Raw genomic sequence first — 25384 nt, 5'->3', positions numbered from 1 at the left:
TGAATGCCACATTGTTGAATTGGGTTTCTAACTTATATGGTCCATTTTTTGATCCCCATAACTGGGAAACGGTGATTACCAGTGGAAGTGACTGGCTGATTATTTTATCGCTGGTTACGATTGAATGTCTGCTGTCAGTGGATAACGCCGTTGTCCTGGCTGCTCAGACACAAGCTCTACCAACGAAGATTCAGCGGGAAAAATCCCTGTTCTATGGTTTGTGGGGAGCTTATCTATTTCGATTCCTGATCATCGGAGCCGGAACGTACTTGATTCATTTTTGGGAAATTAAAGTCATTGGTTCCCTATACTTACTGTATCTGGTGTATCAATTTTTCCGGAAAACTAAGATTGTCCGAACGAAGAAGTTAGCCAAAGGTAAGAAACACGGGATTTCATTATTCTGGTCGGTTGTTGCCCAGATTGAATTTATGGACGTTGTCTTTTCAATTGATTCCGTGCTGGCCTCACTGGCCATTTCCTCAAATCCGGTGATTGTTCTGTTAGGTGGGATGATCGGAATCTTGGCGATGCGGGGAGTCGCAGAAGTTATCATGAAGCTGATGGGCATTATTCCAGAGCTTCAGCCCATGGCTTATGTATTAATTGCTATTATTGCATTGAAGCTGTTCTTATCCATTCCGGCAATTGACATTGAAATTCCAGCTACCGCATTTGGTGGCATTTTGATTGCCGCGGTTATTATTACCCTGATCATTCACTATGTACGGAAGAATCGGAGGTCTCACGATGAGCACGGAGATAACGCCTGATAATTTAACAAAAGAAACAGATAATAAAATCACCATCATCGATTTCTGGGCGCCTTGGTGTGGGCCATGCAAGATCTTAGACCCAATTTTGGCAGACTTGGAAAAAGATTATGGTGATAAAATTCATTTCGGTAAGATGAATGTTGACGGTAATCAGGAAATTGCTGAAAGATACCACGTGTTGAGTGTTCCCAGCTTAGTGGTTTTCAAAAACGGCAAAGCATCTGAAAAAGTGTCCGGCATTTATCCCAAAGAAAAGTTACGAAAGTATTTTGATCAAAAAATCGCAGAAGTTGAATAAATCTTGTTGGGTATTTTACCGAAATGGTTGAATGCCTTTTTCTTTTGCCATTGGGGCTAATTTAGAATTTAAAATATCCAAGCCTTGCAGTGGAAAATTAAAGATTGGCGCAATGATTGCCCGCTTGCTTGGATCGGGGACCACCTGGCTTTGCTTGAGGTTGGGCAGCATCTTGGCCAGGTCGGTTTGGGTGAGGCCAAGGGCTTTGCTGTAATACATCACTTCTTGGAAGACTAAGTTTTTGAACCGCAGATAATAGATAATTAATGCCACCGCGATGTACCAAAAGATCGTCCAAGTGATCCCAATTTTTGCCGGTGAGAGAAAATTAAAGGATAAAGCCAAGATAATAAATGCACAGTATGTTAAAATGCTAATTATTGTTAGTTTAGATTTTGTCGACATAGTTGACCAACTTTCCAAGTGAAATTTGTGATACTATTTAGATATAATTATAGACATGTTGGAAAAATATAGATAGTGAGATGAAATTGTGAAATTTTCAGTAGAGACAATTGATCGCAAAGATTATGCGGCTGTACGAAGTATTATTGCAGATAGTTATAAGAATGATGGCCCCAACACCGACGGCGACGAGGTTGATATGGTTGACCGCCTGCGCGAAAGTGAAGGTTATAATGACCAATTTGAAGTTGTTGCCAAAGATGACAACCACAAAGTGATTGGTCATGCGCTTATGGTGCCGGCTACTGTTAAGTCTGTTCATGGTAAGTTCCCAATTGTATCGATTGTTGAAATCGGGGTCCTTCATAGTGACCGGAACGATGGGGTTGGCCAGGCAATGGTCATTGAATTGGAAACTCGTGCCCGCTTAGCCGGTTATCGAGCTGTCAGTGCAATTGATAATTCAGATTTCTTCTTTAAAAACAATTATGTTCCAGCTGACAACTTTGACATCTTACCAACTGTCAATGTTGATTTTAATGCCAACCTGATCAAGCCGTTATATGATGGCGCCTTGTTCAATAAGGGCGGTAAGATTTACTATCCTGAAGAATTCTTTGGGGTTCGAAGCACCAACTATTAATCAAATATTTAAGTTCCACATGAAGTAATGAGTTTGTCTGGGTGTAAGAAAGCCGGTGGATGATGCGAACCGGTCAGGGCAAGTTGATGAAATACCGTGGACAACTTTTACGGATAATAACTAGAACCGATATCATCTAGTGAGTGAGTCGCCTGTGAGCGACTAAACTGGGTGGTACCACGTGATAAGCGTCCCTTAGTCCAATTCGTTTTGGACTGAGAGACGCTTTTTTGTTGCAAGAATACATACTAAATAGAGGGGTATAACGATGAAAAATGAAGCTAAAGCACCAAAGATTGGTTTAACCGAGGGGATTATTGTTCTGCTGATGATGTTATTAATCATGGGATTCAGTGTGATTAAACTGCAAATTTCTCCACAGATTCCGATTCTATTTGTCATATTACTGTTAGTTGCCTGGGCCAAAGCCCGCAAATTTTCTTGGGATTCTGTCAATCAAGGAATTATTGACGGCATTACAACCGGAATTATTCCAATGTTTATTTTTATTCTGATTGGCGCCTTGATCAGTTCCTGGATTGCAGCGGGGGTTATCCCATCACTGATGGTCTACGGATTTCATTTGATCAGTGCCGAATGGTTCCTGCCATCAGTCTTTCTGGTTTGCACCATCGTTGGAACGGCAATTGGAAGTGCCTTTACGGTTGTTTCCACCATCGGAATTGCCTTTCTCGGCATGGGTCTCACAATGGGAATCAATCCAGCAATGATTGCCGGGGCTGTGATTTCCGGTGCCATCTTCGGTGATAAGACCTCACCGCTTTCAGATTCCACCAACTTGGCATCGGCGGTCGTTGGAGCCGATTTGTTTAGCCATATTCGTAACCTGATGTGGTCAACCATTCCAGCGTTCTTTACGTCATTAATTGTTTTCTTCATTATCGGTCGCACAAATGCACACTTAAATACAGCGTCTATTGACAAGACTATCAACGTTTTGAGCCAACATTTCAGTATCTCTTTTTGGGCGTTTCTTCCTATTATCTTAATGTTTTTATGTGCATGGCGAAAAATTCCGGCAATTCCAACGCTGTTTATTAATATTTTGGTAGCGGTGGGGATGATCTTTGTTCAAGATCCTAAAACCAAGATTCAAGCCATTATCAATATTTTGACAAATGGGTTCGTGTCACATACCGGCAATAAGAACGTTGACAGTCTATTGACTCGTGGCGGGATTTCCAGCATGATGGCGACAATTGCACTGATTATTTCAGCACTGGCCTTAGGTGGTTTGTTAATGAAATTCGGGGTCATCGAGGCCGTGATGGATCCTTTGTCACGAAAATTACAGTCGGATGGTTCCTTGATTTTGGCAGTTATATTAAGTGGAATTGGGGTTAATGTCTTTGTCGGTGAGCAGTATTTATCAGTCATATTGCCAGGAAATGCCTTTAAATCAACATTTGACAAGGCAAAATTAGCGCCGGTTGCTTTAAGTCGGGCACTGGAAGATGGCGGAACCGTCATTAATTACCTGATTCCATGGGGCGTTGCCGGAGTATTTGCGGCAAATACGCTTCAAGTTCCGACGATTCATTACCTTCCATTTGCAATTTTTAGTCTTTCTTCACCGATTTTTTCAATTATTAGTGGCTTTACCGGCATCGGTTTGAAACATTTGAAAGCTCATGAAAACAGCTAGAAATGCCCTTTTAATAACGTTTTACTAAAAGATCACAGATTCCTTCTTTGACAAACATTACTCATACATTACATTAGTTACATCAAAGCCGTTTTTCTTAATACGCGTGATATTTGTTGGTAACTTCGTAACTATACACTATGTATTGTTGATCGACGAGGTCAACAAAAATTCTAGACACAGAACACAGATATAGGAGTGTGTAATTTTGAAAAAAGTATTATCTATGATCTTCGCAACTTCAGCCGCAGCTATTGGTTTATTCTTCGCAGGATCCGCATATGCTTCAGCTAGCACAATAGTTACAGTTAAGTCAGGCGACACCGTTTGGGGAATCTCACAACAATACAATTCCTCAGTTAAGGCTATCGAGAGTGCCAACAATCTTCAGGATGCAAATGTTATCACTGTAGGACAACAATTAACTATTCCTTCAGCTAACAGCTCATCAAATACTCAAGGTAGTGCGCATGTAGCAGCCGCAACCACAACTGCTCAACAGACTCAGAGTTACAGCCAACCAACACAGTCAACTCAATCAACTCAAGCTACTACTCAAAGCAGCCAAGCATCAACTACAACTGCTACTAGTGGTTCAGTTGCTCAACAAGCTGCACAATTGATGGAACAAAAGACTGGTGTTTCAGCATCAACTTGGATGGCTATCAGTTACCGTGAATCAAGAAACAACCCAACTGCACAAAACCCTAGCTCAACTGCTCATGGTTTGTACCAATCACTTTACACTACAAGTAATGACTGGCGCGAACAAGTAAATGACGCAGCACGTCTCTACCATTCACAAGGTATGGGTGCTTGGGCATTAAATTAAAGATTTAGAGTGCGACTAGGCACGGGTGATCCCGTAGCCTAACCGGAAAAACGGCTTGAGGAATGTTTTCATTCCTTGAGCCGTTTTTTTTGGTTAGGTGCAGGGATCAGTGCCGTCGGAGCACGTTTCGGCTATATAGCAGGCGAACGGCAATCAATGATGGACTTGTCCGTCGTTGGTTGCTTTTTCTTATTTAAAGGTAGGCTTAGGTGAGAAAATATCCTCGCAAACAAATATTTCCATTTCCAATCTTCTTTTTTTACATCTCCCCAGTTATTTGGTAAATTAGCCATAGATGCATATGAATTTGGAAATCTATAACTAATGAATCATGTCAAGGGGGGATTCGATGTTTAATTTAACTAATCCAGAAATCATTGCCCGATTGGTTGCCGCTATTTTTGTTGGTGGAATCATCGGGTTTGAACGGGAGAGAAAGTCGCGTCCTGCCGGTATGAAGATGCACATTTTGGTTTGTATTGGTGCTTGTATCATTGCACTGATTCAATGCCAGCTAACCAGTATGACGGTTGATTACAATTTTGCCCACCCAAAAATTGTTGGGGCATTATCAGCCGATACCGCCCGACTAACGGCCCAAGTTGTTTCCGGAATTGGATTCTTGGGTGCCGGAACGATTATCATGACCAATAAGACTGTCAAAGGTTTAACAACGGCTGCCAGCATTTGGTCAGTAGCGGGTCTTGGCCTTGCACTGGGATATGGCTATTATTTGATTGCAACATTTGGCACGTTGATTATTTTCTTCTCATTGACAGCGTTAGCCTACTTGATTCCAATGGGCAATATTAATCGTCTTGAGATCAAGTTGAATGAGCACCAAACGACAAAATATATTAAGCAAGTTTTGAAAAAGTTTCATATCGATATTGAAAATACGGACGTCACCATTAAGCGTGATGAGGATGGCAGTCGAAATTATACGATTATGTATACCTTGGAAGTTCCCCGTAAGGTTGATACCAGTCAGTTGGTTTTTGAACTGTCTGATAATGAACAGGTGGATTACGTTCGATTACTTGAATAACCGGTGAACTCTGTGAGTTAAATTGTAAATGTAGAATGGCATGGCTAGAACCTTTTAGCTGTGTCTTTTTTTATTTGATTGAAATGCTAATGACCCGAGCTGCCCATTATTAGTAAAGTACTCATAATGATAACTTTTGGTACATAAAAGTATCTTTTGCAATTAGATCTTGCTACAATTATTCTTGTAATATGGTTAAGGGGACTCAACTAAATAAGGGGGAATACCGATATGTCCGATCAGACTGGCAGTTTCAGCCTCACTCGAACAGTTCGATTGATAGTTGTATTTGTTTTAACACTGGTATTTGGGGGATTGTTGTTCCAACAGTCAACTGCGGGGGCAGCTGAAAATGATGTAACATTTACACTCCACGCTGTGGATTTGAATGGAAATTCAATTGATGCACCGTTTAATAACAAGCAGATTGTGTCATCGGAAGCTGGCGGTGTGGATGTCTCCAAAGACGTTCCACTCAGCTTTGATAATGGTCGATATACGATCAAAGGGTATCATACAGATAATAAATCGGCTCAGCAGATTATGTACTACTATGAGCTGGATCAAGCAACTGATGCAGAGAAACTCGCAAAGTTAGTGAGCCTGTACGTTATGAATCCTGCCAGAGCAGCGGATGACAAAGCCGTCAACCTGTACTTTGCTTACCAGGACACCAATAATCCAAAGCCTGAACAGATTACGTTAACTGAAGGTGCTTTGGAACGTGAAGCAGGCAAGCTAAAAATCTTTTATACCGATGTTAATGGGAAAGAATTAAAACCTTCTATCAAGTATGATTTCGATGCAGTTCCGGATCCTGATCCATCGTTCCAAAAAGAATTTGATGGTTACCGTTATGTTGCGGCCGTCATCCGAAATCCCAAGCCATATGGGACATACGTATATTCTGATTCTAAAATATATGCCAATATGCAGACCAACGTTGATGATTTGCTGTTTCAAGCAATTTTGCAGCCAAGATATATCGATTCGGTTGCAAAGCGGCCTAAACAACATAGTTCTGGTGCAACCGCCACCTTTGTGTATGAAAAGGTTGCCCAAACTTTGACGATTGAATATCTCGATGAACAGGGTAAAGCCATTCCAGGTCATCCAGCGACAACTAAAGAATTGATGCCTGGTGAAGCTTATTCAGATTAGGCCCCAGAAATTGCCGGTTATACGCTGATCGGCGATAAGAAGATTACTGGCAAAATGAATGATGACACCAAGATTACATTTAAATACAAGAAACAGGTTGTGCCACCAACACCAAATAATAATGGTAACAAGACCAACAATAATTCAAGCAGCACCAGCGGAAACGGCAACAGTGTTGCCAATCAGGAAGTTATCTCAAGTACACCAAAATTCCCGGAACCAAGAACATTACCAGACGGTACCCAACTGCCGAATTATGCGGCAACTGAAGGTACTGTGGTATACGCAACCAAGAAAATTTATTTGTACAAGAACGCTAATTTTAAAAAGGACCAACGGATTGCCAAATATCCAAAGGTAAAACGGATCAACCGTCCAATGTTTGTGGTGACTGACTACGCCCGTTCAAACGGCGGGGCACTTCGATACAAAGTAAAAGATGTTAATCATCACAGTAAAACGGCTGGAAAAGTTGGTTATATCACGGCCAGCCGAAAGTTTGTGGTAAAAGTTTACTATTCATCAATGCCTAAGAGCAAGAAAGTGACAGTGATTGCCAAGAGGGGTGTCAATGCTTATAAGAATGCCAATTTAACCAAGAAAGTGAAGCATCACAAGACAGGTTCTCACCTCAAAGTTAAGAAGATGGTTAAACATAATTTGACCACCCGTTATCAGTTAAGCAATGGTGATTACATTACTGCAAATAAGAAATTGGTGATTCACGGAGCCTATTGATCTTCACTGAATCTACAGTGAAATTAAACTTCCAAAATAAAATGCGCTGCTACCTGTCATTAATGACAAGTATCAGTGCATTTTCAATCAATTGTGCGACTGAATAGTCTTGTTGACTGATCAAAAAATAGTCGAAATGCTTGCAAGCATGCTTTATTAGTACTATTATCCATTACAAATAAGATATTCCATGTGCTTTTAACATAATTGGTTTCATTTTGCATTTAAGAGGGGATACCAAGTGGTTGGTAACCTGATGGTGCTTTGAGAAAACTTTAAAGTGTTTAATCGAAAATTCCGATGTGTTACACATGCGAGGTCATTAAATTGATCGAAATTTTAAAGCCGCTTCAGCCTTTATTCTAAGCACCGCCTTGATAATTAAAATATGTAAGTAATGTTATAACATTCAATTTTGACTTTATGCAAGTTCAAGGGAAATATTCATTATCTGTCATGAAAAATACGGAATATGTTTCTTTAAAATGCATAAAAGTGTGAAGACATAAATACCTAATTATGGAATTGTGAAGTTTTTTCACCTTTTTTTGAAATGGCATTTGACGGTCTTAATGCGTGTTACAATAATTTCTACTCAATCATTGGGGGAATGTTATGAAGAAAATTAAAGTCAGGAAGATCGGGAACTCCCTAGGGGTTATTCTTCCAAAGTCGACAGGTATTCACGAGGGTGATGAGCTGTATTTTATGCAAAAAGGGGAGCGATTAATTTTGGATATGACAGAAGCTGACATTAATCGTGCAAGAACAATCATTGAAAAGGGGTTTGATGACTTCAAGTATAATCGGACCCTAACAGAAGATGAAATGGCAAAACTGTTAGGAAAGTACGGGTGGCATAAATGAAGATGCTGACTCGTGTACTTTATTCCAGATCCTTTTATGAATCGTTGGTTTCTACCATTAATAATTGCAAGCACCGAAATGCAAGCAATCAGACTATCGAAGAATTTGTGGCTGAATTTAACAACACAATTAATGGCTTGAGAGATGCATTTAACAGTGTTGAAGTTGTCCCGACGGAATTTGAAAGACTATCTGACATCTATCATCTTAGTAAGCCTACTAGAAAGATTAGTGTGAACAGCGAGTTTACAATTCTGTATCGGTATGATGCAAACGAAAATATGGTTCAAATCGGCCCATTTGTGGATAAAGACGAAATTCATTTACAAATTCAGTCCAATAAAGACTGATATGCTGTACACGGTTTAAATTTGAACGGAAACAAGTCAATCAAAGGGTTGGCGGGGGATCTAATCACAAAGTGATTAGATCCCTTTTTTCACCAGTGGGAAAAATTAGGAACCTCAAAATGTTTTTGGTGAAGAATTAGTCGGACTTGATCGAGAATACTAGTTCTTCGGCTGGAAATATCCTATTTTTGACCTATAAAACAATAATATTGAATAAATCATTAATTTTTTGACTAACAATGGTGAATGCTGGTAACATAAGATAACATTATATGAATACAAAAATCTGATTAGCATTTAAAAACCATTTTTCTGAAATATATATTCTGCAAGTACTGCATCTGCTTTTATAATAAACCAATAGTTTGAAATTGTTGATTTATCGGCATTATCCCGCAGTTATGTTATAACTTTTTTAAAAGGTTATACTATTTAACACCTGAATAATATAATGATCAATGCATTGCTTGCGAATATTTTATGCCCATGATATAATCGTTTGGTAATTAAAGAGTGCTGGTTAACTAAATTCAATTAGCAATACGACATGCATTTTGTTACAGGAGGGGTGTTTATCGTGAACGAAAAAATTAAGTTCAGTTCAAGAAGTATTTGGAAATGGCTCGGTATTTTCTTGTTCATAGTTTCAATATTTATTGGTGTTGGATCTCAGACTCATAGTGTAAAGGCGGCTGACATAAGCACCAGTGTAACAGGCTTAGGAGGCAATGACGCCTACTATCAAAAAGACGGAAGTACCGATTGGATAAAAGCTGATTCGTCGGTAACCGACAATTGGCAGAAGTACACTAACTACAAATTAAGATATAAATACACAATCCCGGATGGGACTGTTGTAAAGAATGGCGATACTGCAAAAGTCACTTTACCTGCTGGAATTACACTTCATGATGCACAACCGTTCGATATATTTGATAACAATGGTACTGTTATTGGAAGATTCACTCCTGACAGCGGATCCAAGACCGGTACAATTACTTTCAATGGTTATTATAGTGAACATGTGAACGGTCGTGGCGGAACACTGACATTTGAAGTTAATGGATCCAAAGATGATTCTAAGTCTAACCCATACATTGGTAAGAATGGCTGGTCTTTCAGCGGGGATTTCAAAAATGTGAATTATCCACAAACCAGTGATAAGCGAAATCAATATGTTATGTGGGATGCGCGTGTTAATGATGGAAAATTTCAAATGAATAATTTGCTGATTAATGACACATTGTTAAACACTGACAAACAAAAAATTGTATTGGATCCTATAACATCAAAACCGATTATCCAAATTACAGATGACGATAATAACGTTATCCCTGATTCGGATTACACAATTTTATATTCGGCTAGTGACCCCGCTAAGTTTTCCATTCAGTGGAATGGTACGTTAAACAAAGCAATCAATATCAAATATCTCACTAAGATCACTGATCAGGGATACCTGCAAAGTGGGTCTGGAATATCACTTCAGAATAATATGGACCTGACTGGAAATATTCCAAATGATGGAACTGGTGGTGATGGTAAATCTGTTGTTATCAACAAGACTACCCAAGGAACATTTACAATTGGTGGTCATGGAGAAGGTTATGGTACAAAGTTTAGTATTAATGTCACGAAAAAATGGGTGGGTAAGCCCGATGATGTTAAACTGCCAGACAGTATAAAGGTAACATTATACGCAAAACATGATGGAGATTCAAAGCCGGTTTCAACTGGGAAATCACTTACATTGACCGCACCCGATTGGAAGGGAACGTTCACGGATCTTTGGACACTGGATTCAAATAAGAAGAAAATTGAGTATTCTGTTGTAGAAGATCCAGTCTCCAATTACACTGCCACTACAAGTTCACAATCGCTTGATGATAAAACTGACGATGTGACAATTACTAATACCTATGCTCCGGCAAAGACTTCAATCAAGGTTAACAAGGTCTGGAAGGACGTTCCTAAAGGAGTCAACACGCCTCCAGTTACAGCAACCTTGTATAAAACCGTAAATGATACCACAACTTCAACGGGTCAGACTCGTCAGCTTAATACGAGTAACGGATAGGCTGCTCAATTTACAGATCTGCCAGTAAAAGATGATTCTGGAAATACAATTAAATACACAGTTAAAGAACCAACGGTTCCTGGATATAAATCTACTGACAGTGACCAGGCACCGGCCAATGGTTCAGTTACATTTACGAACCAGTTTGTTCCAGAGACAATTAAAGTTGTGAAAACTTGGAAAGGTGTTCCTGACAAGATCACCACGCCATCAATAACCGCAGTCTTATATCAGACAGTTACGGAAAATGGTAAAGAAGTCACAACACCAACTGGGAAAACAATTGAACTGACTAAGGCAAATGGCTATGCTGGAGCGTTCTCTAATTTACCTCAAGTTGATGATCAAGGAAGAACAATTAAATATTCTGTATCTGAAAAATCGATTCCAACAGGGTATACATCTACCACAGACAAACAATCGCCTGATAAAAATGGCGTTGTAAACTTAGTTAATGAATACACTGCCCATAAGACCTCCGTTTCGGTCAATAAGGACTGGCAGGGAGTTCCTGACAACGTCAAAACGCCATCAATCACCGTTAATTTATATGCAAACGGTAAGAAGATCGATGATAAAACCTTGAATAGCCAGAATGGTTATTCCACTAGATTTGATAATTTTCCTGAAACCGATGATAACGGCAAAACAATTGACTATACCGTTTCTGAATCAACAGTTGATGGATATAAACTCACAAATGATACCACCAAGAATGGTCAAGTAAAAGTTGTGAATGGTAAGGTGAAATTGACTAACCAATACATTCCGAAGCAGACCAAGATTACCGTTAAGAAAACGTGGAAAGGCATACCTAAAGGTGTAGATAGGAAGAAGTTGTCTATTCAAGCAGTTTTGTATGCTAATGGTAAAGCAACTAAACAAACCGTTACCTTGAATTATGCCAATAAGTGGTCGGCTGATTTTACCGATTTGCCTCTAACAGACAGTCAAGGTAAGCAGATCAAGTACACTGTTGCAGAAAAGTCTCTGCCAGATGGATATACAACAACCACTTCTGGCCAACAAAAGGCTAATAAAGATGGCCTTGTAAAATTGGTCAATGAATATGTTGCCCATAAGACTTCCATTAAAGTCAACAAGAATTGGGCAGGAGTTCCAGATGGTGTCAAGACACCTTCAGTAACTGTTACCTTATATGCCAACGGCAAGTCAACCAATGACAAACTTACCTTGGATAGTCAGAATGGTTACTCAGGTGAATTTAAAAACTTACCTGAGACCGATTCCAAGGGCCAAACAATTAAATATACCGTTGTTGAATCACAAGTGAGTGGTTACAAATCTGATAATAGTGGGCAAATCAAAGTTGTTGATGGCAAAGTAACATTGACTAACCACTATATTCCAAAACAGACTAAAATCACTGTTAAAAAGATCTGGAAGGGTGTTCCAACTTCAGATACCAGAGATCGGAGCATCGAGGCAGTCTTGTATGCCAATGGTAAAGCAACCACCAAGACCGTTACTTTGAATGCCGCAAATAATTGGACTGCTGATTTCACAGGGTTACCAGTAACTGATGAAAATGGAAAGACAATTGTTTACACTGTCGCTGAGAAATCTGTTCCAGCAGGATATACCACAAGTACTTCTGGTTTGCAGCCGGTAAAGAACGGTGTTGTTACCCTTGTTAATGACTATGTTCCAAACAAGACATCAGTAACTGTGAATAAGATTTGGCAGGGGGTTCCAAAAGGAACGAACACGCCATCAATTACAGTTACCCTGTATGCAAATGGTAAGCCGACTGATAAGACAATCACACTGGATAGTTCGAACGGTTATTTAGGCCGATTTGAGAACTTACCCGAAACTGACGATCAGGGTAATAAGATTACCTACACGGTTGTCGAAACTGCCGTAAACGGCTACACTTCAACCACCACTGGCCAACAAGTCGTTAAAGATGGGGCTGTAACTTTGGTTAACGTGTTTGTACCAAAGAAAACATCAATCAAAGTCGTCAAGGAATGGTCAGGAGTTCCAGATGGAACTGTTGCACCAAGTATTACAGCAACCCTGTATGCAAATGGCAAGGCAACGGATCAAGTTGTAACACTTGATTCAAGCAATGATTACACGGCAACCTTTGACAATTTACCAGAAACTGATGCCGATGGTAATCCGATTATCTACACTGTTGCCGAGACTAAAATTCCGGATGGGTATACATCCTCTACGACTGGCCAGCAGTCAGTTAAAGACGGTGTGGTTACCTTGAAGAATACGCACACGCCAGATACACCAGTAACGCCTGTAACACCTAAGACGCCAAAAGTTCCAGGACAACCTGATAAAATAACACCTGGTACTCATTCAACTTCTGAAGGCGGCGAGATTACGAAGACTCCTACCCAGTCAGGAAAAACAACTCAACAAGCCAACACCACCCACGCAAGCAATCCTCAAGCAAGCACCCCTCAAACGGTTACTCCTGCTAAAGGAAAATTGCCACAAACTGGTGCTAAAGCTAAGCAAGAAATTGCCTTAACGGTAGTTGGAATCTTGTTGATTGGTTTACTGATTGCTTGGAAGTATATTGGATTAATTAAAAAGTAAACTAAAATGAACAATTAGTTCATTGATCATTATTACTAAAAGACGATTCAAACAGCCATGTGAGGCTGCTTGAATCGTCTTTTTGTGTTCTGTGTCATATGGTTCAACTGAACTAACGTTGGTGACTAGTGCAATTTAAAGCGATTGTGTGATATATGTCCAAGGATAATAAAAAAATCCGTCATTAGTTGATAGACCAAGTCTATTACTAATAACAGATATCGTTGAGGCTCATTAAAATGCGCTCATAGGCATTTTGATGCAAATTTACCCACGTACCAACAGCTCCATTTGACCCTTTTGTGGGGCGAAGTTAATGCCCAATAAAGGCTCATCAAGAATCTTACCGTATTCATCCAATACGTCCAGTGGTAGAGGTGTATGTAATTTTAGTGATGAGATAACCTCTTGTGGGTTGTCGGCTTCATCCAAATTGATAAAGAGGTTGATTTTGCTGACAACGTCTCGATAAAGATCGGTCAAAATTGAATTGGGCTTCCCGGCGACATCAGTGATGACGACTTGAGCTGGGTCAAAGCCAAAATGGTTGAATCTTACCATTTTTAATACATCGAATAAATTATTCATTACCTTCATGTCCCTTCAGAATGAATCGTTTAGATATTAGTTTAGACGTATTGGCATATAAATGGCAAGAATTATTTCCTTTTGATGTGTAAAGTTGGCTCAAAACATACAAAAAAGCAGTCAAATCAAAATTTGCATTTCGACTTGACTGCTTAAATGAAATGGTCAGTAGCTTAACTAGTCACCATCCATAATTGAGTTTTTAAGAATGACATAATCAACTTTGGTAATATCCATTAACTTACGGCCACCAGCGTATGAAATTGATGACTGAAGGTCTTGCTGCATTTCGGTTAAAGTGTCGGCAATGTGGCCACGATATGGGACCAACATTTGACGGCCTTCAACGTTGCGGTAGGCACCCTTTTGACGTTCTGAAGCTGAACCCCAGTATTGCTTGTATTTCTTGCCATCAATACTGATCAGGTTACCTGGTGTTTCCTCATGGCCGGCAAGTAATGAACCGATCATGACCATTGAAGCACCGAAACGAATGGATTTGGCAATGTCGCCGTTAAAACGAATTCCACCGTCAGCGATCATTGGCTTTCTTGCAGCCTTTGAGCACAAACGTAATGCGGCTAACTGCCAGCCGCCGGTACCAAAGCCGGTCTTGAGCTTGGTAATACATGCCTTACCAGGTCCGATACCAATTTTGGTAGCGTCGGCTCCAGCGTTTTCAATTTCACGAACGGCTTCCGGAGTACCCAGGTTTCCAGCGATCAGGAAACTTTCTGGTAACTGTTCCTTGATGTAGTGGATCATCTGAATAACGTAATCTGAATGGCCGTGCGCAACATCAATAGTGATGTATTCAGGCTTTTGATTGTCGGCAACTAATTGGTCGATAAATTCATATTCTTCAGGCTTGATACCCACACTGATTGAAGCATAGAGCTTCTTTGAGTGCATAATCTTGACGAAGGATTCACGTTTCTCTGGTTGGAACCGGTGCATGATGTAGAAGTAACCGTTTTGGGCAAGCCAAACCGCTAAATCATCATTAATCACTGTTTCCATGTTGGCAGGAACGACAGGAATCTTAAATGTCATAGGTCCGAATTTTACTGAAGTATCAGCATCTCTCCGGCTTTTGATAATGTTCTTGTTAGGGATGAGTTGAATGTCATCGTAATCAAATACTTCCATGATTTACCTCCGAGGTTTTGGGACAGTTTTTAACTGCCTGACTCCGTTCACGACATTAGGACAGCTCCGCAAAGCAGAAGTCTGCGCATAAGCACCTTTAACACAAATTCCAAATGCAGGAATTTCTGTTAAAGGAGACTTATGCCACGACTTCTAATCGCTTTGCTTCGCTCACTAGGTTTTACCACACTTTTTCAACGACGTTAGTCTGTTTTCTGTCAGGACCGACTGAGAAAGTTGCGTAAGGAACACCGACTGCTTTTTGGACATGGTTCAAATAGTTCTGAGCGTTGGCTGGCAATTCATCAAATGTCTTGCACTTGGTGATGTCTTCATCCCAGCCTGGCAGCTCGTCATAAACGGGCTTGCATTGATTGAGTTCTTTCAAAGTTGCAGGGTAATGGTCGATCTTTTTACCATTTAATTCATAAGCAACACAAATTTTTAAAGTTTTAATACCGGTTAAAATATCCAGACAGTTCAATGCCAAGTGGGTGTAACCACTGACACGGGCTGAGTGGCGAAGAACAACACTGTCGAACCAACCGATTCGGCGAGGACGCTTGGTAACAACCCCATATTCATGACCGACTTCACGGATGTGATCACCAGTGGCGTCTTTCAATTCAGTAGGGAAGGGACCTTCACCAACTCGTGAAGTGTAGGCCTTGCAGACACCGATCACGTGATCAATGCGGTTAGGACCAACACCTGTACCGACAGCGGCACCGCCGGCACTTGGATTGGATGAGGTAACGAATGGATAAGTTCCATGGTCGACATCCAGCATCACACCTTGAGCACCTTCGAATAAGACGTTCTTGTGATCATCCAGTGCGTTGTTAATAATATAGGAAGCATCGACAACGTAAGGACGGATTCGATCGGCGTATTCGTTGTATTCATTGAAGATTGGTTCGAATTCCAGTGGTTCATGATCGTAGATTTTGGTGAGTAGCTCATTCTTGACTGCGAGATTGTTTCGAAGTTTTTCTTCAAATGTATCCTTATCAAGTAAATCAGCAATTCGAATTCCAATTCTCTCGACTTTATCCATGTATGCAGGTCCGATTCCCTTATTAGTTGTACCAATCTTGGAATCTTTCTTTTGTTCCTGCAGACCATCGAAGAGAATGTGGTAAGGCATGATGACTTGAGCACGGTTTGAAATTCTCAAGTTATCTGTACTAATCCCATCCTTTTTCAAATTGTCCATTTCGTTGATCAAGGATTTGGGGTTAACGACAACTCCGTTACCAATAACACTGTACTTTTCCTGATCAAAAATTCCTGATGGGATAAGTTGCAGATGGTAGCTGTTGCCATTAAACACAATGGTGTGACCGGCATTATCTCCGCCTTGATAGCGGGCGATAATATCGGCGCTTTGACCGAATAAATCGGTGATTTTACCTTTCCCTTCGTCGCCCCATTGACTTCCAACAATCACAATAGATGACATATGAACACCTCTAAATTTTATTGCCAGGAATCTACCCAGCATTTTTAATGATAACAAGTTGCAATCTATTAATCAACCAAAAGGTTAATAATTTTCAGAAGTAAAACGTTTAATATTCGACTTTAAATACGAATACGAACGAAAGGTAATTATTCTTCTCATAATATGGTCAAAACATGAACAATATGGTATTATTATCTTGTCATTATTTAGTAGAAAGGACTCGTTATGATAGATAGATATTCTTTACCGGAAATGAGTAACATTTGGTCACTCCAAAACCAATATGCTTCATGGCTTAAAGTTGAAATTGCCATTGATGAAGCTTGGTCCAAGCTTGGAAAAATCCCAGCAGAGGACGTTGAAAAGATTAAGAAGAACGCCAAGTTTGATGTTGATGGAATTGCCGAAATTGAGGCTGTTACCCATCATGATATCGTTGCGTTTACCCGTGACGTATCAAAATCACTGGGTCCAGAAAAGAAATGGGTCCACTACGGTGTAACCAGTACGGATGTTGTTGATACCGCTTGGGGTGTTCGAATCAAGCAGGCCAATGAAATTATTCGTAAAGATATTGATACTTTTATTGATGTTATCGCAAAGCAAGCTAAAAAATACAAAGACACGGTTATGATCGGCCGGACTCACGGTGTTCAAGCAGAACCAACTACATTTGGTTTAAAGCTTGCCCGTTGGTACTCCGAAATGAATCGTAACAAGCGTCGATTCGCAACTGCTTCCAAAGAATTGGAAGCTGGTCAGATTTCTGGTGCCGTTGGGACATTTGCCAACGTGCCACCATTTGTTGAACAATATGTCTGTGATTCACTTGGCCTGCGGGCACAAGAAATTACCAGCCAGATTCTTCCACGTGATTTGCATGCCGACTACATTTCAACTCTGGCATTAATTGCCACTAGTTTGGAAGAGTTTGCGACCGAAATCCGTGGCCTTCAACGTTCTGAAATTCATGAAGTTGAAGAACACTTTGATGCTGGTCAAAAGGGTTCATCTGCAATGCCACATAAGAAGAATCCAATTGGTTCCGAGAACATCTGTGGTTTGGCTCGAGTTGTCCGTGGTCACATGGTCACTGCGTATGAAGACGTCGCTTTGTGGCATGAACGTGATATTTCTCATTCATCCGCAGAACGAATCATCATCCCAGATACTTTGATCTTATTGGACTACATGCTTCACCGCTTCACTCGTATTCTTGATCGTTTGACGGTCTTCCCAGAACGCATGAAGAGCAACATGGGTCTTACCTATGGCTTGATTTACAGTCAACGGGTAATGCTTAAATTGATCGATTCAGGAATGACTCGTGAACAGGCTTATGACCTCGTTCAACCATTAACCAAACAATCATGGGACAAGGGAATTCAATTCCGTGACTTGGTTGAAGGCGACAAGAAGATTACCGACGCTTTGAGTGAAGATGAAATCAACGACGCATTTGATTACCATTACCATATTCGTCATGTTGGTGAAATCTTTGCCAGAGTTGGATTGGATTAGTTAGAAATAATTAAAAAACAAATTAAGCGCCTCTCCTAGCCGGTTTTCCGGTTCAGGAGGGGCGCTTTATTATGATTTGGAGGATGAAAGAAGTTACAGATTGATTTGGGACTAAATTGATTTCAAAATTTCATTTTATAGAAAATCCCTGTTTCCATCCTCAATGTTGGATTAGAATAAAATTATTAGGGGGGAGGAACAATAATGCATAGAAAATGGATAATTAAAGCATTAGTTGGGTTGGGACTTCTTGGAATCTTTGCCAATGTTCAAACTACAAAAGTACAGGCTAACGCAAAGACAGTTTCAACGACGCCAGCAGCATTGCGGGGAACGTGGTATTACAGTAATCGTCATGGTTGGTACACAAGGGTTAAGGTGACAAAAACAGTTATTTCGCAAATGAATCAAAGGTCTGGATTGGCCGCCTCACTCAAAAGTAACCGGGTAAAGGTAATCAAGCCTAATAAATATGGGTATTGGCGATTTAAGATAAAAGGTTATCGGCCGATTTATTTAAAATCGGGACATCATAATGGTCAGCCAGCTATTAAAGGACGTTTTGCAGGTAGAGCCTTTTCAACCGGGAAGCCGGTTTATGCATATCACTACTTACCTAATCAATTACCAAAAGACGCCTGGCAAAATATTCCTACAAAATTTCATGGTTCGTGGACAGTTCCCAAAAATAAGGAAAAAGAATATTCGCATATCGTTTTCCAATTTGGTAAATATAGTTGTGAAGCCAAGGAACAAATTCATCCCGGCGTATATTTTGGATTTGTCTTTCTTGGTCAGGCACCGGATACCAAAGATTCTCAAAAGTCCAGCTTGCGATGCTACACGCGGACATACCATAATAAAAAATATTGGGTTTTTGGACTTCGCAGTAAAACCTATGTGCAATATGATGATGTAAGCGACTATGCAGTGATATATACGACCAATGATCATCGGCCTGCATTATGGTTTGACGGTCTCGATACGTATTTGTACAAATTTTAATCATTTTCCATTTACAAAAACCAGCTGTAGACTGATAATCATCAGTTTCAGCTGGCTTTTGGGTTATCAGATTTCGCCATGCCTTCCAGTATCTAAGAACTTGACCGTATCGCCGACAATTTCATAGATTAACAGCCAACTGCCTTTAACAAACAGTGCCCGCCGTGGCTTATGGCTTTTAATCACGTGATCGTCATACTTTTCAGCAACCGGCTGACCGCTTAATATTTGTTCTTCAACTTCTTGAAAGTCGGCTTTGGAGTACCGGTTGGCTCGGATCATATTTTGATAATGCTTTTTAAATCTGGATTGATACTTGGGCTTGTACTTCGGCATTGGTTGGCTTCCTTTCGAATGGCTTATTCATTAATTATACGCCAATCGACAAATCGTTAAGCATAGAAAAAAAGACCCGACGGGGGAGTCAGGTCTTTTAGTTCAATATTCTGAGGGGAATATGAATATGATGTACGGACAGTAAATCAATGGGGGGATCAATTTACCGCCCAAAAGTTATTGGGGGTGAGTAGAAATAAATCACGTTTATCTCTTGCTCATGATTTAAATATACAGGACAAATTTAACTAAACTTAGACGAAACTTTGAAGATTTTGTGAACTTTTGGAGAGTGTGACGAGATCTGGGAGATGCGGTTTCTAAGGTCGGCTTGTTTAAAACCTGAACTTGGTTTTGAACAAGGTGGCCTTAGAAGTTAGCATCTGGATCGTCGGAACACGTTTTAACTCGGTAGATTGTTCTACAATTTGATTGAACGATATCTCAAAGAGGAAAATAAAAGCAAGGTAGGGGGACTACCTTGCTTTTACTACCTTAATCTTTTTTTGAGGGGGAGATAAGGTAAATCAAAATTGATTTTATCATTTCTGACAAATATGAGGTGAATAGCAAATCGAATTTTCTATTCGAAAATAATGATACCCCAAATGTTTAACTAAAGTGTGAATAAATTGTGAAGATTTTGTGACTTTCCAAAATTTGTTGGAGTGATACAAAATAAGGAACAAAAAAGATAAGACACGGGGATGTCTTATCTCAAGTTACCTATATTCTTAGGGGAAGAATATGAATACAAAAGTAATAAATTAAAGGGGGATTTAATTTATTACTACATAAAATGACGTATCACTTTATGTTTATATACTTACTATATAGAATGAATATGACCAAAGGTTGAACAAATTGTGAAGATTTTGTGAACTTTTTGAAATTTATCAGATAAATTTGCTTTAAAAAATCATTTATGATAGTTATTATATGAAAAAGGAGAAACGACTATGAGCTTTATGGCTAAGCGGTTACTCAAGAAATTTCGAACCGAAGATTACAAGAAAAACGTTGCTCACAGCTTTTTAAAACCCAATCAGAAGATCAATATTTTTCGTCAAAATCAGGATAAATACAAAATTTATCCGGTTAAAAATGGTCAATTGGTGACATTCGAACCAATTTCGAATCCTACCAGTCAGATTTTGTATTTTCATGGTGGCGCCTTCACGGTACCAATGAATGAAGACCAGCTGGAAATGATCACCAAGATTGCGGTCGAGTCAAACAGCCGAATTGAGGTGGCGGATTTCCCACTGCTGCCGAATCATCATGCGGATGAATTGCTGGCATTCTCTCAGGAGGCTTTTGAAATTGCCACTGATTCTGACCTGCCGACTTTCGTTGTTGCCGATTCTGCCGGGGCAAAGTTGGCCTTGCAGCTGCTGGTAAACAATCCCGGAAAAGTAGCGGGAACCAGCCTAATTTCACCATGGTTGGACATGAAGCTCACTGATCCGGAAATTGAAAAGCGGTCTCAAGAAGACGTGCTTCTGGATTTACCGACTCTCCAAAAAATCGGTGGCTGGTTCGAAAGCGGCACATCACCAGAAACGTGGGTTGATTTTAGTGATTCTTCTCAATTACAGGATTTGGGAGACATCCAAATTTTCTTTGGGGCGAATGAAATGCTGGTACCATCCAATCGTCGATTCGTGCAGGCATTGACTGATGCAGCAAACACAAATCCACTGGTGACTGAATTTAAAGACGTCTGGCATGACTACACGTTGTGGTTTAAACTCTTGGAAACAAAAAAGACCTTTAAGCAAATTGCTGAATTTGTTAAAGATCGACATGGTGCTTGAGCTTAGGAAAGGCGTGGGTATCGGACCATTTCATCATCGATCCTTGGAAGGTTAATGCAAATACGGTTCCGAAACCAATTGCGTACAGCTTGCCGGTAAAAATATATGAAGCAGTGATAATGATGACTGGCGGAATGTAGCTTAGCCACTGAGACAGCACCGCACTGCCGTGAATGTATTTGAACCGGATGATGTAGGCCAAGTCGTCGTTGGGATGCATAATCAAATTGGCTCGGGCGTACATGGAAACCGCCATTGCGACACAGTAGAGACCAATAATATCCAAGATTAGTCGAATATAGAAGTCCATTGCGGGGACGCCAAGCGAGTTAAAGATCAACGTAAAGAAGGCAACCAGGTAACTGAATGGGACGGTATAGAGCAGGTTTGAGAAGAATCGCCGCCGGTCAAACGATCCCAGCAGAAGCTGATTTGCCAGAGTGACGATGATTCCATAGAGAAACAGCGTGGTGCCCAGGGGGATGTGAACCCATTTGGATAAATTAACCGCAGAACCGGTCCAAACGGCACTTCCCAGATTTGATGAAATTGCCAGGGCGTTTCCAGCTGAATTGATAATGATTGACAGGCCCAAATAGTACAGGCGCTGTTTGAAATCTTTCATTTTAGCCATGATGTCTTCAAATTCTCCTTAAAATTCCGATGAACTTCATTGTATAATATTTGCTTTGGTTTGAACACATATAGGTAAGGGCGTGACAGGTCAAATTGGTACTGTTCTTCCGCAATTCGTGTTAATATTCAAATTAGAGGAGGCGGTCTTGTGGAACAAAAATATTCGGAAGTAGAAGCTGAAAAACATTTCGAAAATAATCGTCTGTGGTTTCGACGATTTCAAACAACCCGCTCATTTCGAAAGTTAACAAAACCGGAAAGAGCAGCTGCCGGCTACATTACCCAAGCATTTGTTGGGTTAGCCTATAAGTATCAATTACGAGGTCCACGGCAATATTCTGCAAAATCTGTCAAAGAAGTTATTTTAAATTTATTTCCTGCAAAAATCGCGGCAACAAATGTTTTTTTCACGTCAGTCATTCCAGTGATGCGTCGATACTTTGTCTTCCTGAGCGCTCAGCATAAGGTGAGCAATGCCAAGACGCTAATCAGAGCGTTGGATGGCATTAAGATCGGAACATTGTTAAGCAGCCATCGAGACATGAATAATTGGGATCAACATAAGCGCCTAGGCATGCAAGTACTGATGGGCTATAAGCTGGATGCTGATCCGGAAAAAATTGCGGCATATGAAGAAGATTATAATATGGGAGTCCCACTGAGATTCTGCTTCGATTTCAGCGTCAACCGACCACCTAAAAACATTATTTTATTAACGGAAAAATTACGCAAACGTTTTGAAAATGTGATGTATGAGAAAAACAAGTAGAGCGCGACGAGACCCGGTTAGGGCCCGGAGTACAAGGGAAAACGGACAATGATGAACGAACCTGTTCATCGTTGTCCGTTTTTTCTTGTACAGTAGGGCCCTGGGTCGTCGGAGCGTATTTCGAAAGCAGAAGGGAGCAGAAAATAAAATAAGTGCTATATCCCAAAGATGATTTAACGAACTCTTTTTCTTGTGCAGCAGTGGGTCCAGGGCCGTCGTCCACTGGAAAAAGCAGAAGGGAGCACAAGATAAAATAAGTGCTGCAGTACTGGCGTGTTCCATCCCACACAAAAAAACGCCCCGCAGAAATCCACGAAGCGCCTCACAAAATACCTATTCGTCTATGTAGACTACTTTAATAGGGTTACTTTTTTGATATTCCCCAACTTGATGACCATAACACCTTTGGCTGGCCGTTCGATGAAGGCCTCATCGTCATTGACTGCAGCAACACTGCCAGTCAGCGTGCCGTCAACGGTTTCAAGCAGTACGAGCTTGTGATTTTTGTATGCGGTCATCAATTCATTTGAAATTTCTTTCGTTGCAATAGTCACCATTGTCACCTCTTATGATAAAATTAATTATAGTTCACAAATCTGCTTAATGTAAACAATTTTTCTCACAAGCGCAACCTTAAGAATAATTTATGAGCATTTTTTTGCATTTAGCGCTAAAGTGGATATATAGGTTAAGTGAAAGGGGTATTAAAATGACTGAACGTCAATTGATTCAAGAAATTTTAAATACTGTTGATGTTATTTATAGTTTTGTAAACACCGACGATGACAAGAAGGAATACGAAATCGTGATTAACCGTCAGGATGGGGATCACCGTCCACTCGAGAACGTCAACAAGGAAATCAAGCATTACTTCACTGACGCCAACTTTAGTTACGACGAAGAGCTCAATGACAACGGCGACGATATTCATGTTCAAGTAAAACGATAATTGGTCTAGTTGAATATTACTTCACAGAAGTTATTGAACAGGCAATTTGAATTGCGATGCACGTTATGGTATAGTTCATAATGTGCTTTTTTCATATAGTCAAAAAGGCTGTATACTATAACTAAATCAAAGTTACTTAAAAATTTTTCAGAGAATATGTAATCGCTTTCTAGTGATCGGAGGGAATTTGATGTTAACAGATACACCAAAATATGTTTTATCAATTGATCAAGGTACCACTTCCACCCGGGCAATGATTTTTGATCACAACGGCCGCAAAGTTATTGAAGCGTCGAAACCTGTTAAGCAGGTTAGCCCCCACAACGATTGGGTGGAAACTGATCCCAACGAAATTTGGACATCCGTTTTGAATGTGATTTCTTCTGCATTCATTGATGCTGGAATCCATCCCGAAGATATTGAGGGAATTGGGATTGTTAACCAACGTGAAACAACGCTTATATGGGACAGAGAGACCGGTGAGCCGATTTATAATGCCATTGGCTGGCAGTCAAAGCAAACCGCTGGTCTAGCCCGTAAATTGAAGAATGACGGGTATTCCGGCATGATCCACAAGAAGACCGGGCTGATTATTGATTCATACTTTTCAGCTACCAAAGTCCGTTGGATTTTAGACCACGTTGACGGTGCTCAAGAACGTGCCGAAAAGGGCAAATTAATTTTCGGAACCGTTGACACCTGGCTGGTTTGGAAACTTTCCGGTGGGGAGTACCATGTGACCGACTTTTCCAATGCCAGTCGTACCATGCTGTTTAATATTCACACTCTCCAGTGGGATGATGACATTTTGAAATTATTAAACATCCCCAAGTCAATGCTGCCGGAAGTGAAGACTTCCAGTGAGCTTTATGGAACAACCAAGAACTATCAGTTCTATGGGATTGAGGTTCCAATCGCCGGGATCGCCGGTGACCAGTCAGCCGCTTTGATTGGGCAGTTGGCATTTGAACCCGGCATGATTAAGAACACTTACGGTGATGGTGCATTTATCATGATGAACACGGGATCCAAGCCGGAAATTTCGGATGACAACCTGTTAACCACCATTGCGTACGATTTAGACGGGAAAGTCACTTATGCCCTTGAAGGATCGATCTTCGCGGCTGGGACCGCCTTGTCCTGGTTGGCTGACAGTTTGCAGTTAATCGACAACGTTCCCGAATCACGGCAGGCAGCCATGAATTCCGAAGATGACGATGAAGTGTACGTTGTTCCGGCATTCAATGGTTTAGGTGCGCCATACTGGGAACAAGATGTCCGTGGAGCGGTCTTTGGCCTGACCCGTGGAACAACTAAAGATGATTTTGTCAAAGCTACTTTGCAGTCAATTGCTTATGGAACCAAAGACATCATTGAAACAATGGAAAAAGACACCAATATTCACATCCCAGAATTAATGGCCGATGGTGGTGCCTCACGAAACAGTTATCTGATGCAATTCCAAGCTGATATTTTAAATATTCCGATTCAGCGGGCAGCCGATGAAAATACGACGGCATTCGGTGCGGCAATTTTGGCTGGCTTGGCAGTCGGCTTTTGGAAAGACATTGATGAAATCAAGAGCCTTCAGGAACCTGGCCGAACTTTCAAACCAAATATGGAAGACTCCCGACGTCAGAAATTATATCGGGGTTGGAAAGCTGCGGTTCAAGCAACAAGAGGATACCGAGTTCGAATTTAATCA

24 protein-coding genes and 2 pseudogenes are annotated in these 25384 nt (G+C 40.6%); 19 read left to right on the top strand and 7 right to left on the bottom strand.

Going from position 1 to position 25384, the window contains the following annotated elements:
* Positions 1 to 14 precede the first annotated feature (14 nt).
* The gene (locus LKE01_RS07440; protein WP_082619718.1) at positions 15 to 773 is read left to right on the top strand and encodes a TerC family protein; all 759 of its coding nucleotides are present in this window, start codon (positions 15 to 17) and stop codon (positions 771 to 773) included.
* Entirely contained in the window at positions 751 to 1074 is a 324-nt protein-coding gene (gene trxA / locus LKE01_RS07435) for a thioredoxin (protein ID WP_056981714.1), read from the top strand. The genes LKE01_RS07440 and trxA overlap by 23 nt, the downstream gene beginning before the upstream one ends.
* Positions 1075 to 1089: 15 nt before the next feature.
* On the opposite strand, the gene LKE01_RS07430 is transcribed toward trxA, so the two are convergent.
* Positions 1090 to 1347: a hypothetical protein gene (locus LKE01_RS07430; protein WP_225364673.1), complete on the bottom strand. Its 258-nt coding sequence runs from the start codon at positions 1345 to 1347 to the stop codon at positions 1090 to 1092.
* Between the two features lie 220 nt (positions 1348 to 1567).
* Here LKE01_RS07430 and LKE01_RS07425 point away from each other — a divergent pair, with 220 nt between their 5' ends.
* From LKE01_RS07425 to LKE01_RS07375, 11 genes and pseudogenes are all read left to right on the top strand, one after another.
* On the top strand, positions 1568 to 2122 hold the full coding sequence (locus tag LKE01_RS07425) for a GNAT family N-acetyltransferase (protein ID WP_056981712.1): 555 nt from the start codon (positions 1568 to 1570) through the stop codon (positions 2120 to 2122).
* A 268-nt stretch (positions 2123 to 2390) separates the two neighbouring features.
* On the top strand, positions 2391 to 3788 hold the full coding sequence (gene nhaC, locus LKE01_RS07420; RefSeq protein WP_056981711.1) for a Na+/H+ antiporter NhaC: 1398 nt from the start codon (positions 2391 to 2393) through the stop codon (positions 3786 to 3788).
* A gap of 208 nt (positions 3789 to 3996) precedes the next feature.
* Positions 3997 to 4620 (top strand): LysM peptidoglycan-binding domain-containing protein, encoded by a 624-nt coding sequence (locus LKE01_RS07415; RefSeq protein ID WP_056981709.1) that lies wholly within the window; start codon positions 3997 to 3999, stop codon positions 4618 to 4620.
* Positions 4621 to 4969: 349 nt separating this feature from the next.
* On the top strand, positions 4970 to 5668 hold the full coding sequence (locus LKE01_RS07410; protein WP_056981707.1) for an MgtC/SapB family protein: 699 nt from the start codon (positions 4970 to 4972) through the stop codon (positions 5666 to 5668).
* Positions 5669 to 5899: 231 nt separating this feature from the next.
* The gene (locus tag LKE01_RS07405) at positions 5900 to 6829 is read left to right on the top strand and encodes a hypothetical protein (RefSeq protein WP_056981705.1); all 930 of its coding nucleotides are present in this window, start codon (positions 5900 to 5902) and stop codon (positions 6827 to 6829) included.
* Between the two features lie 261 nt (positions 6830 to 7090).
* Positions 7091 to 7567: pseudogene (locus LKE01_RS07400) on the top strand (DUF5776 domain-containing protein); the annotation flags it as partial.
* Positions 7568 to 8182: 615 nt separating this feature from the next.
* The gene (locus tag LKE01_RS07395) at positions 8183 to 8434 is read left to right on the top strand and encodes an AbrB/MazE/SpoVT family DNA-binding domain-containing protein (protein ID WP_054769552.1); all 252 of its coding nucleotides are present in this window, start codon (positions 8183 to 8185) and stop codon (positions 8432 to 8434) included.
* Complete coding sequence (locus LKE01_RS07390; protein WP_056981703.1) at positions 8431 to 8784, top strand: hypothetical protein; 354 nt, start codon at positions 8431 to 8433, stop codon at positions 8782 to 8784. The genes LKE01_RS07395 and LKE01_RS07390 overlap by 4 nt, the downstream gene beginning before the upstream one ends.
* 577 nt (positions 8785 to 9361) lie before the next feature.
* Entirely contained in the window at positions 9362 to 10861 is a 1500-nt protein-coding gene (locus LKE01_RS07385) for a Cna B-type domain-containing protein (RefSeq protein WP_056981701.1), read from the top strand.
* A gap of 15 nt (positions 10862 to 10876) precedes the next feature.
* Positions 10877 to 10987: pseudogene (locus tag LKE01_RS12390) on the top strand (Cna B-type domain-containing protein); the annotation flags it as partial.
* 42 nt (positions 10988 to 11029) lie between these two features.
* Complete coding sequence (locus LKE01_RS07375) at positions 11030 to 13444, top strand: Cna B-type domain-containing protein (RefSeq protein WP_056981699.1); 2415 nt, start codon at positions 11030 to 11032, stop codon at positions 13442 to 13444.
* A gap of 267 nt (positions 13445 to 13711) precedes the next feature.
* Here LKE01_RS07375 and LKE01_RS07370 read toward each other — a convergent pair whose 3' ends face one another.
* From LKE01_RS07370 to LKE01_RS07360, 3 genes are all read right to left on the bottom strand, one after another.
* The gene (locus LKE01_RS07370; protein WP_054769708.1) at positions 13712 to 14032 is read right to left on the bottom strand and encodes a hypothetical protein; all 321 of its coding nucleotides are present in this window, start codon (positions 14030 to 14032) and stop codon (positions 13712 to 13714) included.
* Positions 14033 to 14209: 177 nt separating this feature from the next.
* Complete coding sequence (locus tag LKE01_RS07365) at positions 14210 to 15181, bottom strand: GMP reductase (RefSeq protein ID WP_054769707.1); 972 nt, start codon at positions 15179 to 15181, stop codon at positions 14210 to 14212.
* Positions 15182 to 15362: 181 nt separating this feature from the next.
* Entirely contained in the window at positions 15363 to 16643 is a 1281-nt protein-coding gene (locus LKE01_RS07360; RefSeq protein ID WP_054769706.1) for an adenylosuccinate synthase, read from the bottom strand.
* A 228-nt stretch (positions 16644 to 16871) separates the two neighbouring features.
* On the opposite strand from LKE01_RS07360, the gene purB reads away from it, so the two are divergent.
* On the top strand, positions 16872 to 18167 hold the full coding sequence (gene purB / locus LKE01_RS07355; protein WP_054769705.1) for an adenylosuccinate lyase: 1296 nt from the start codon (positions 16872 to 16874) through the stop codon (positions 18165 to 18167).
* 204 nt (positions 18168 to 18371) lie between these two features.
* Positions 18372 to 19172, top strand: a complete 801-nt coding sequence (locus LKE01_RS07350) for a hypothetical protein (RefSeq protein WP_054769704.1) — start codon at positions 18372 to 18374, stop codon at positions 19170 to 19172.
* Positions 19173 to 19238: 66 nt separating this feature from the next.
* Here LKE01_RS07350 and LKE01_RS07345 read toward each other — a convergent pair whose 3' ends face one another.
* Positions 19239 to 19508, bottom strand: coding sequence for a type II toxin-antitoxin system RelE/ParE family toxin (locus LKE01_RS07345; protein ID WP_054769703.1), 270 nt, complete (start codon positions 19506 to 19508; stop codon positions 19239 to 19241).
* 959 nt (positions 19509 to 20467) lie between these two features.
* On the opposite strand from LKE01_RS07345, the gene LKE01_RS07340 reads away from it, so the two are divergent.
* Entirely contained in the window at positions 20468 to 21325 is an 858-nt protein-coding gene (locus LKE01_RS07340) for an alpha/beta hydrolase fold domain-containing protein (protein WP_056981697.1), read from the top strand.
* Here the strand turns inward: LKE01_RS07340 and LKE01_RS07335 are convergent.
* Positions 21303 to 21959 (bottom strand): YczE/YyaS/YitT family protein, encoded by a 657-nt coding sequence (locus LKE01_RS07335; protein ID WP_054769702.1) that lies wholly within the window; start codon positions 21957 to 21959, stop codon positions 21303 to 21305. The genes LKE01_RS07340 and LKE01_RS07335 overlap by 23 nt on opposite strands.
* Before the next feature lie 150 nt (positions 21960 to 22109).
* On the opposite strand from LKE01_RS07335, the gene LKE01_RS07330 reads away from it, so the two are divergent.
* The gene (locus LKE01_RS07330; protein WP_056981695.1) at positions 22110 to 22730 is read left to right on the top strand and encodes a hypothetical protein; all 621 of its coding nucleotides are present in this window, start codon (positions 22110 to 22112) and stop codon (positions 22728 to 22730) included.
* 350 nt (positions 22731 to 23080) lie between these two features.
* On the opposite strand, the gene LKE01_RS07325 is transcribed toward LKE01_RS07330, so the two are convergent.
* Positions 23081 to 23287: a hypothetical protein gene (locus tag LKE01_RS07325; RefSeq protein ID WP_056981693.1), complete on the bottom strand. Its 207-nt coding sequence runs from the start codon at positions 23285 to 23287 to the stop codon at positions 23081 to 23083.
* A gap of 152 nt (positions 23288 to 23439) precedes the next feature.
* Here LKE01_RS07325 and LKE01_RS07320 point away from each other — a divergent pair, with 152 nt between their 5' ends.
* Together LKE01_RS07320 and glpK are read left to right on the top strand one after the other, a co-directional pair.
* Positions 23440 to 23679, top strand: a complete 240-nt coding sequence (locus LKE01_RS07320; RefSeq protein WP_054769700.1) for a hypothetical protein — start codon at positions 23440 to 23442, stop codon at positions 23677 to 23679.
* A gap of 190 nt (positions 23680 to 23869) precedes the next feature.
* On the top strand, positions 23870 to 25381 hold the full coding sequence (gene glpK / locus LKE01_RS07315) for a glycerol kinase GlpK (RefSeq protein ID WP_056981691.1): 1512 nt from the start codon (positions 23870 to 23872) through the stop codon (positions 25379 to 25381).
* Positions 25382 to 25384 lie beyond the last annotated feature (3 nt).

It is taken from the genome of Lentilactobacillus kefiri, from assembly GCF_007989105.1.
Lineage (GTDB): Bacteria > Bacillota > Bacilli > Lactobacillales > Lactobacillaceae > Lentilactobacillus > Lentilactobacillus kefiri.
The sequence above is the reverse complement of the archived record's forward strand: the minus strand, read 5'-3'. Positions and strand labels throughout refer to the sequence as shown.

What these genes read in the sequence shown, in the direction of transcription:
- trxA (WP_056981714.1), top strand. Translation starts at nt 751, where the DNA reads ATGAGCACGGAGATAACGCCTGATAATTTAACAAAAGAAACAGATAAT.
- nhaC (WP_056981711.1), top strand. Translation starts at nt 2,391, where the DNA reads ATGAAAAATGAAGCTAAAGCACCAAAGATTGGTTTAACCGAGGGGATT.
- LKE01_RS07410 (WP_056981707.1), top strand. Translation starts at nt 4,970, where the DNA reads ATGTTTAATTTAACTAATCCAGAAATCATTGCCCGATTGGTTGCCGCT.
- LKE01_RS07405 (WP_056981705.1), top strand. Translation starts at nt 5,900, where the DNA reads ATGTCCGATCAGACTGGCAGTTTCAGCCTCACTCGAACAGTTCGATTG.
- LKE01_RS07395 (WP_054769552.1), top strand. Translation starts at nt 8,183, where the DNA reads ATGAAGAAAATTAAAGTCAGGAAGATCGGGAACTCCCTAGGGGTTATT.
- LKE01_RS07390 (WP_056981703.1), top strand. Translation starts at nt 8,431, where the DNA reads ATGAAGATGCTGACTCGTGTACTTTATTCCAGATCCTTTTATGAATCG.
- LKE01_RS07370 (WP_054769708.1), bottom strand. Translation starts at nt 14,032, where the DNA reads ATGAATAATTTATTCGATGTATTAAAAATGGTAAGATTCAACCATTTT.
- LKE01_RS07365 (WP_054769707.1), bottom strand. Translation starts at nt 15,181, where the DNA reads ATGGAAGTATTTGATTACGATGACATTCAACTCATCCCTAACAAGAAC.
- LKE01_RS07360 (WP_054769706.1), bottom strand. Translation starts at nt 16,643, where the DNA reads ATGTCATCTATTGTGATTGTTGGAAGTCAATGGGGCGACGAAGGGAAA.
- purB (WP_054769705.1), top strand. Translation starts at nt 16,872, where the DNA reads ATGATAGATAGATATTCTTTACCGGAAATGAGTAACATTTGGTCACTC.
- LKE01_RS07350 (WP_054769704.1), top strand. Translation starts at nt 18,372, where the DNA reads ATGCATAGAAAATGGATAATTAAAGCATTAGTTGGGTTGGGACTTCTT.
- LKE01_RS07345 (WP_054769703.1), bottom strand. Translation starts at nt 19,508, where the DNA reads ATGCCGAAGTACAAGCCCAAGTATCAATCCAGATTTAAAAAGCATTAT.
- LKE01_RS07340 (WP_056981697.1), top strand. Translation starts at nt 20,468, where the DNA reads ATGAGCTTTATGGCTAAGCGGTTACTCAAGAAATTTCGAACCGAAGAT.
- LKE01_RS07335 (WP_054769702.1), bottom strand. Translation starts at nt 21,959, where the DNA reads ATGGCTAAAATGAAAGATTTCAAACAGCGCCTGTACTATTTGGGCCTG.
- LKE01_RS07325 (WP_056981693.1), bottom strand. Translation starts at nt 23,287, where the DNA reads ATGGTGACTATTGCAACGAAAGAAATTTCAAATGAATTGATGACCGCA.
- LKE01_RS07320 (WP_054769700.1), top strand. Translation starts at nt 23,440, where the DNA reads ATGACTGAACGTCAATTGATTCAAGAAATTTTAAATACTGTTGATGTT.
- glpK (WP_056981691.1), top strand. Translation starts at nt 23,870, where the DNA reads ATGTTAACAGATACACCAAAATATGTTTTATCAATTGATCAAGGTACC.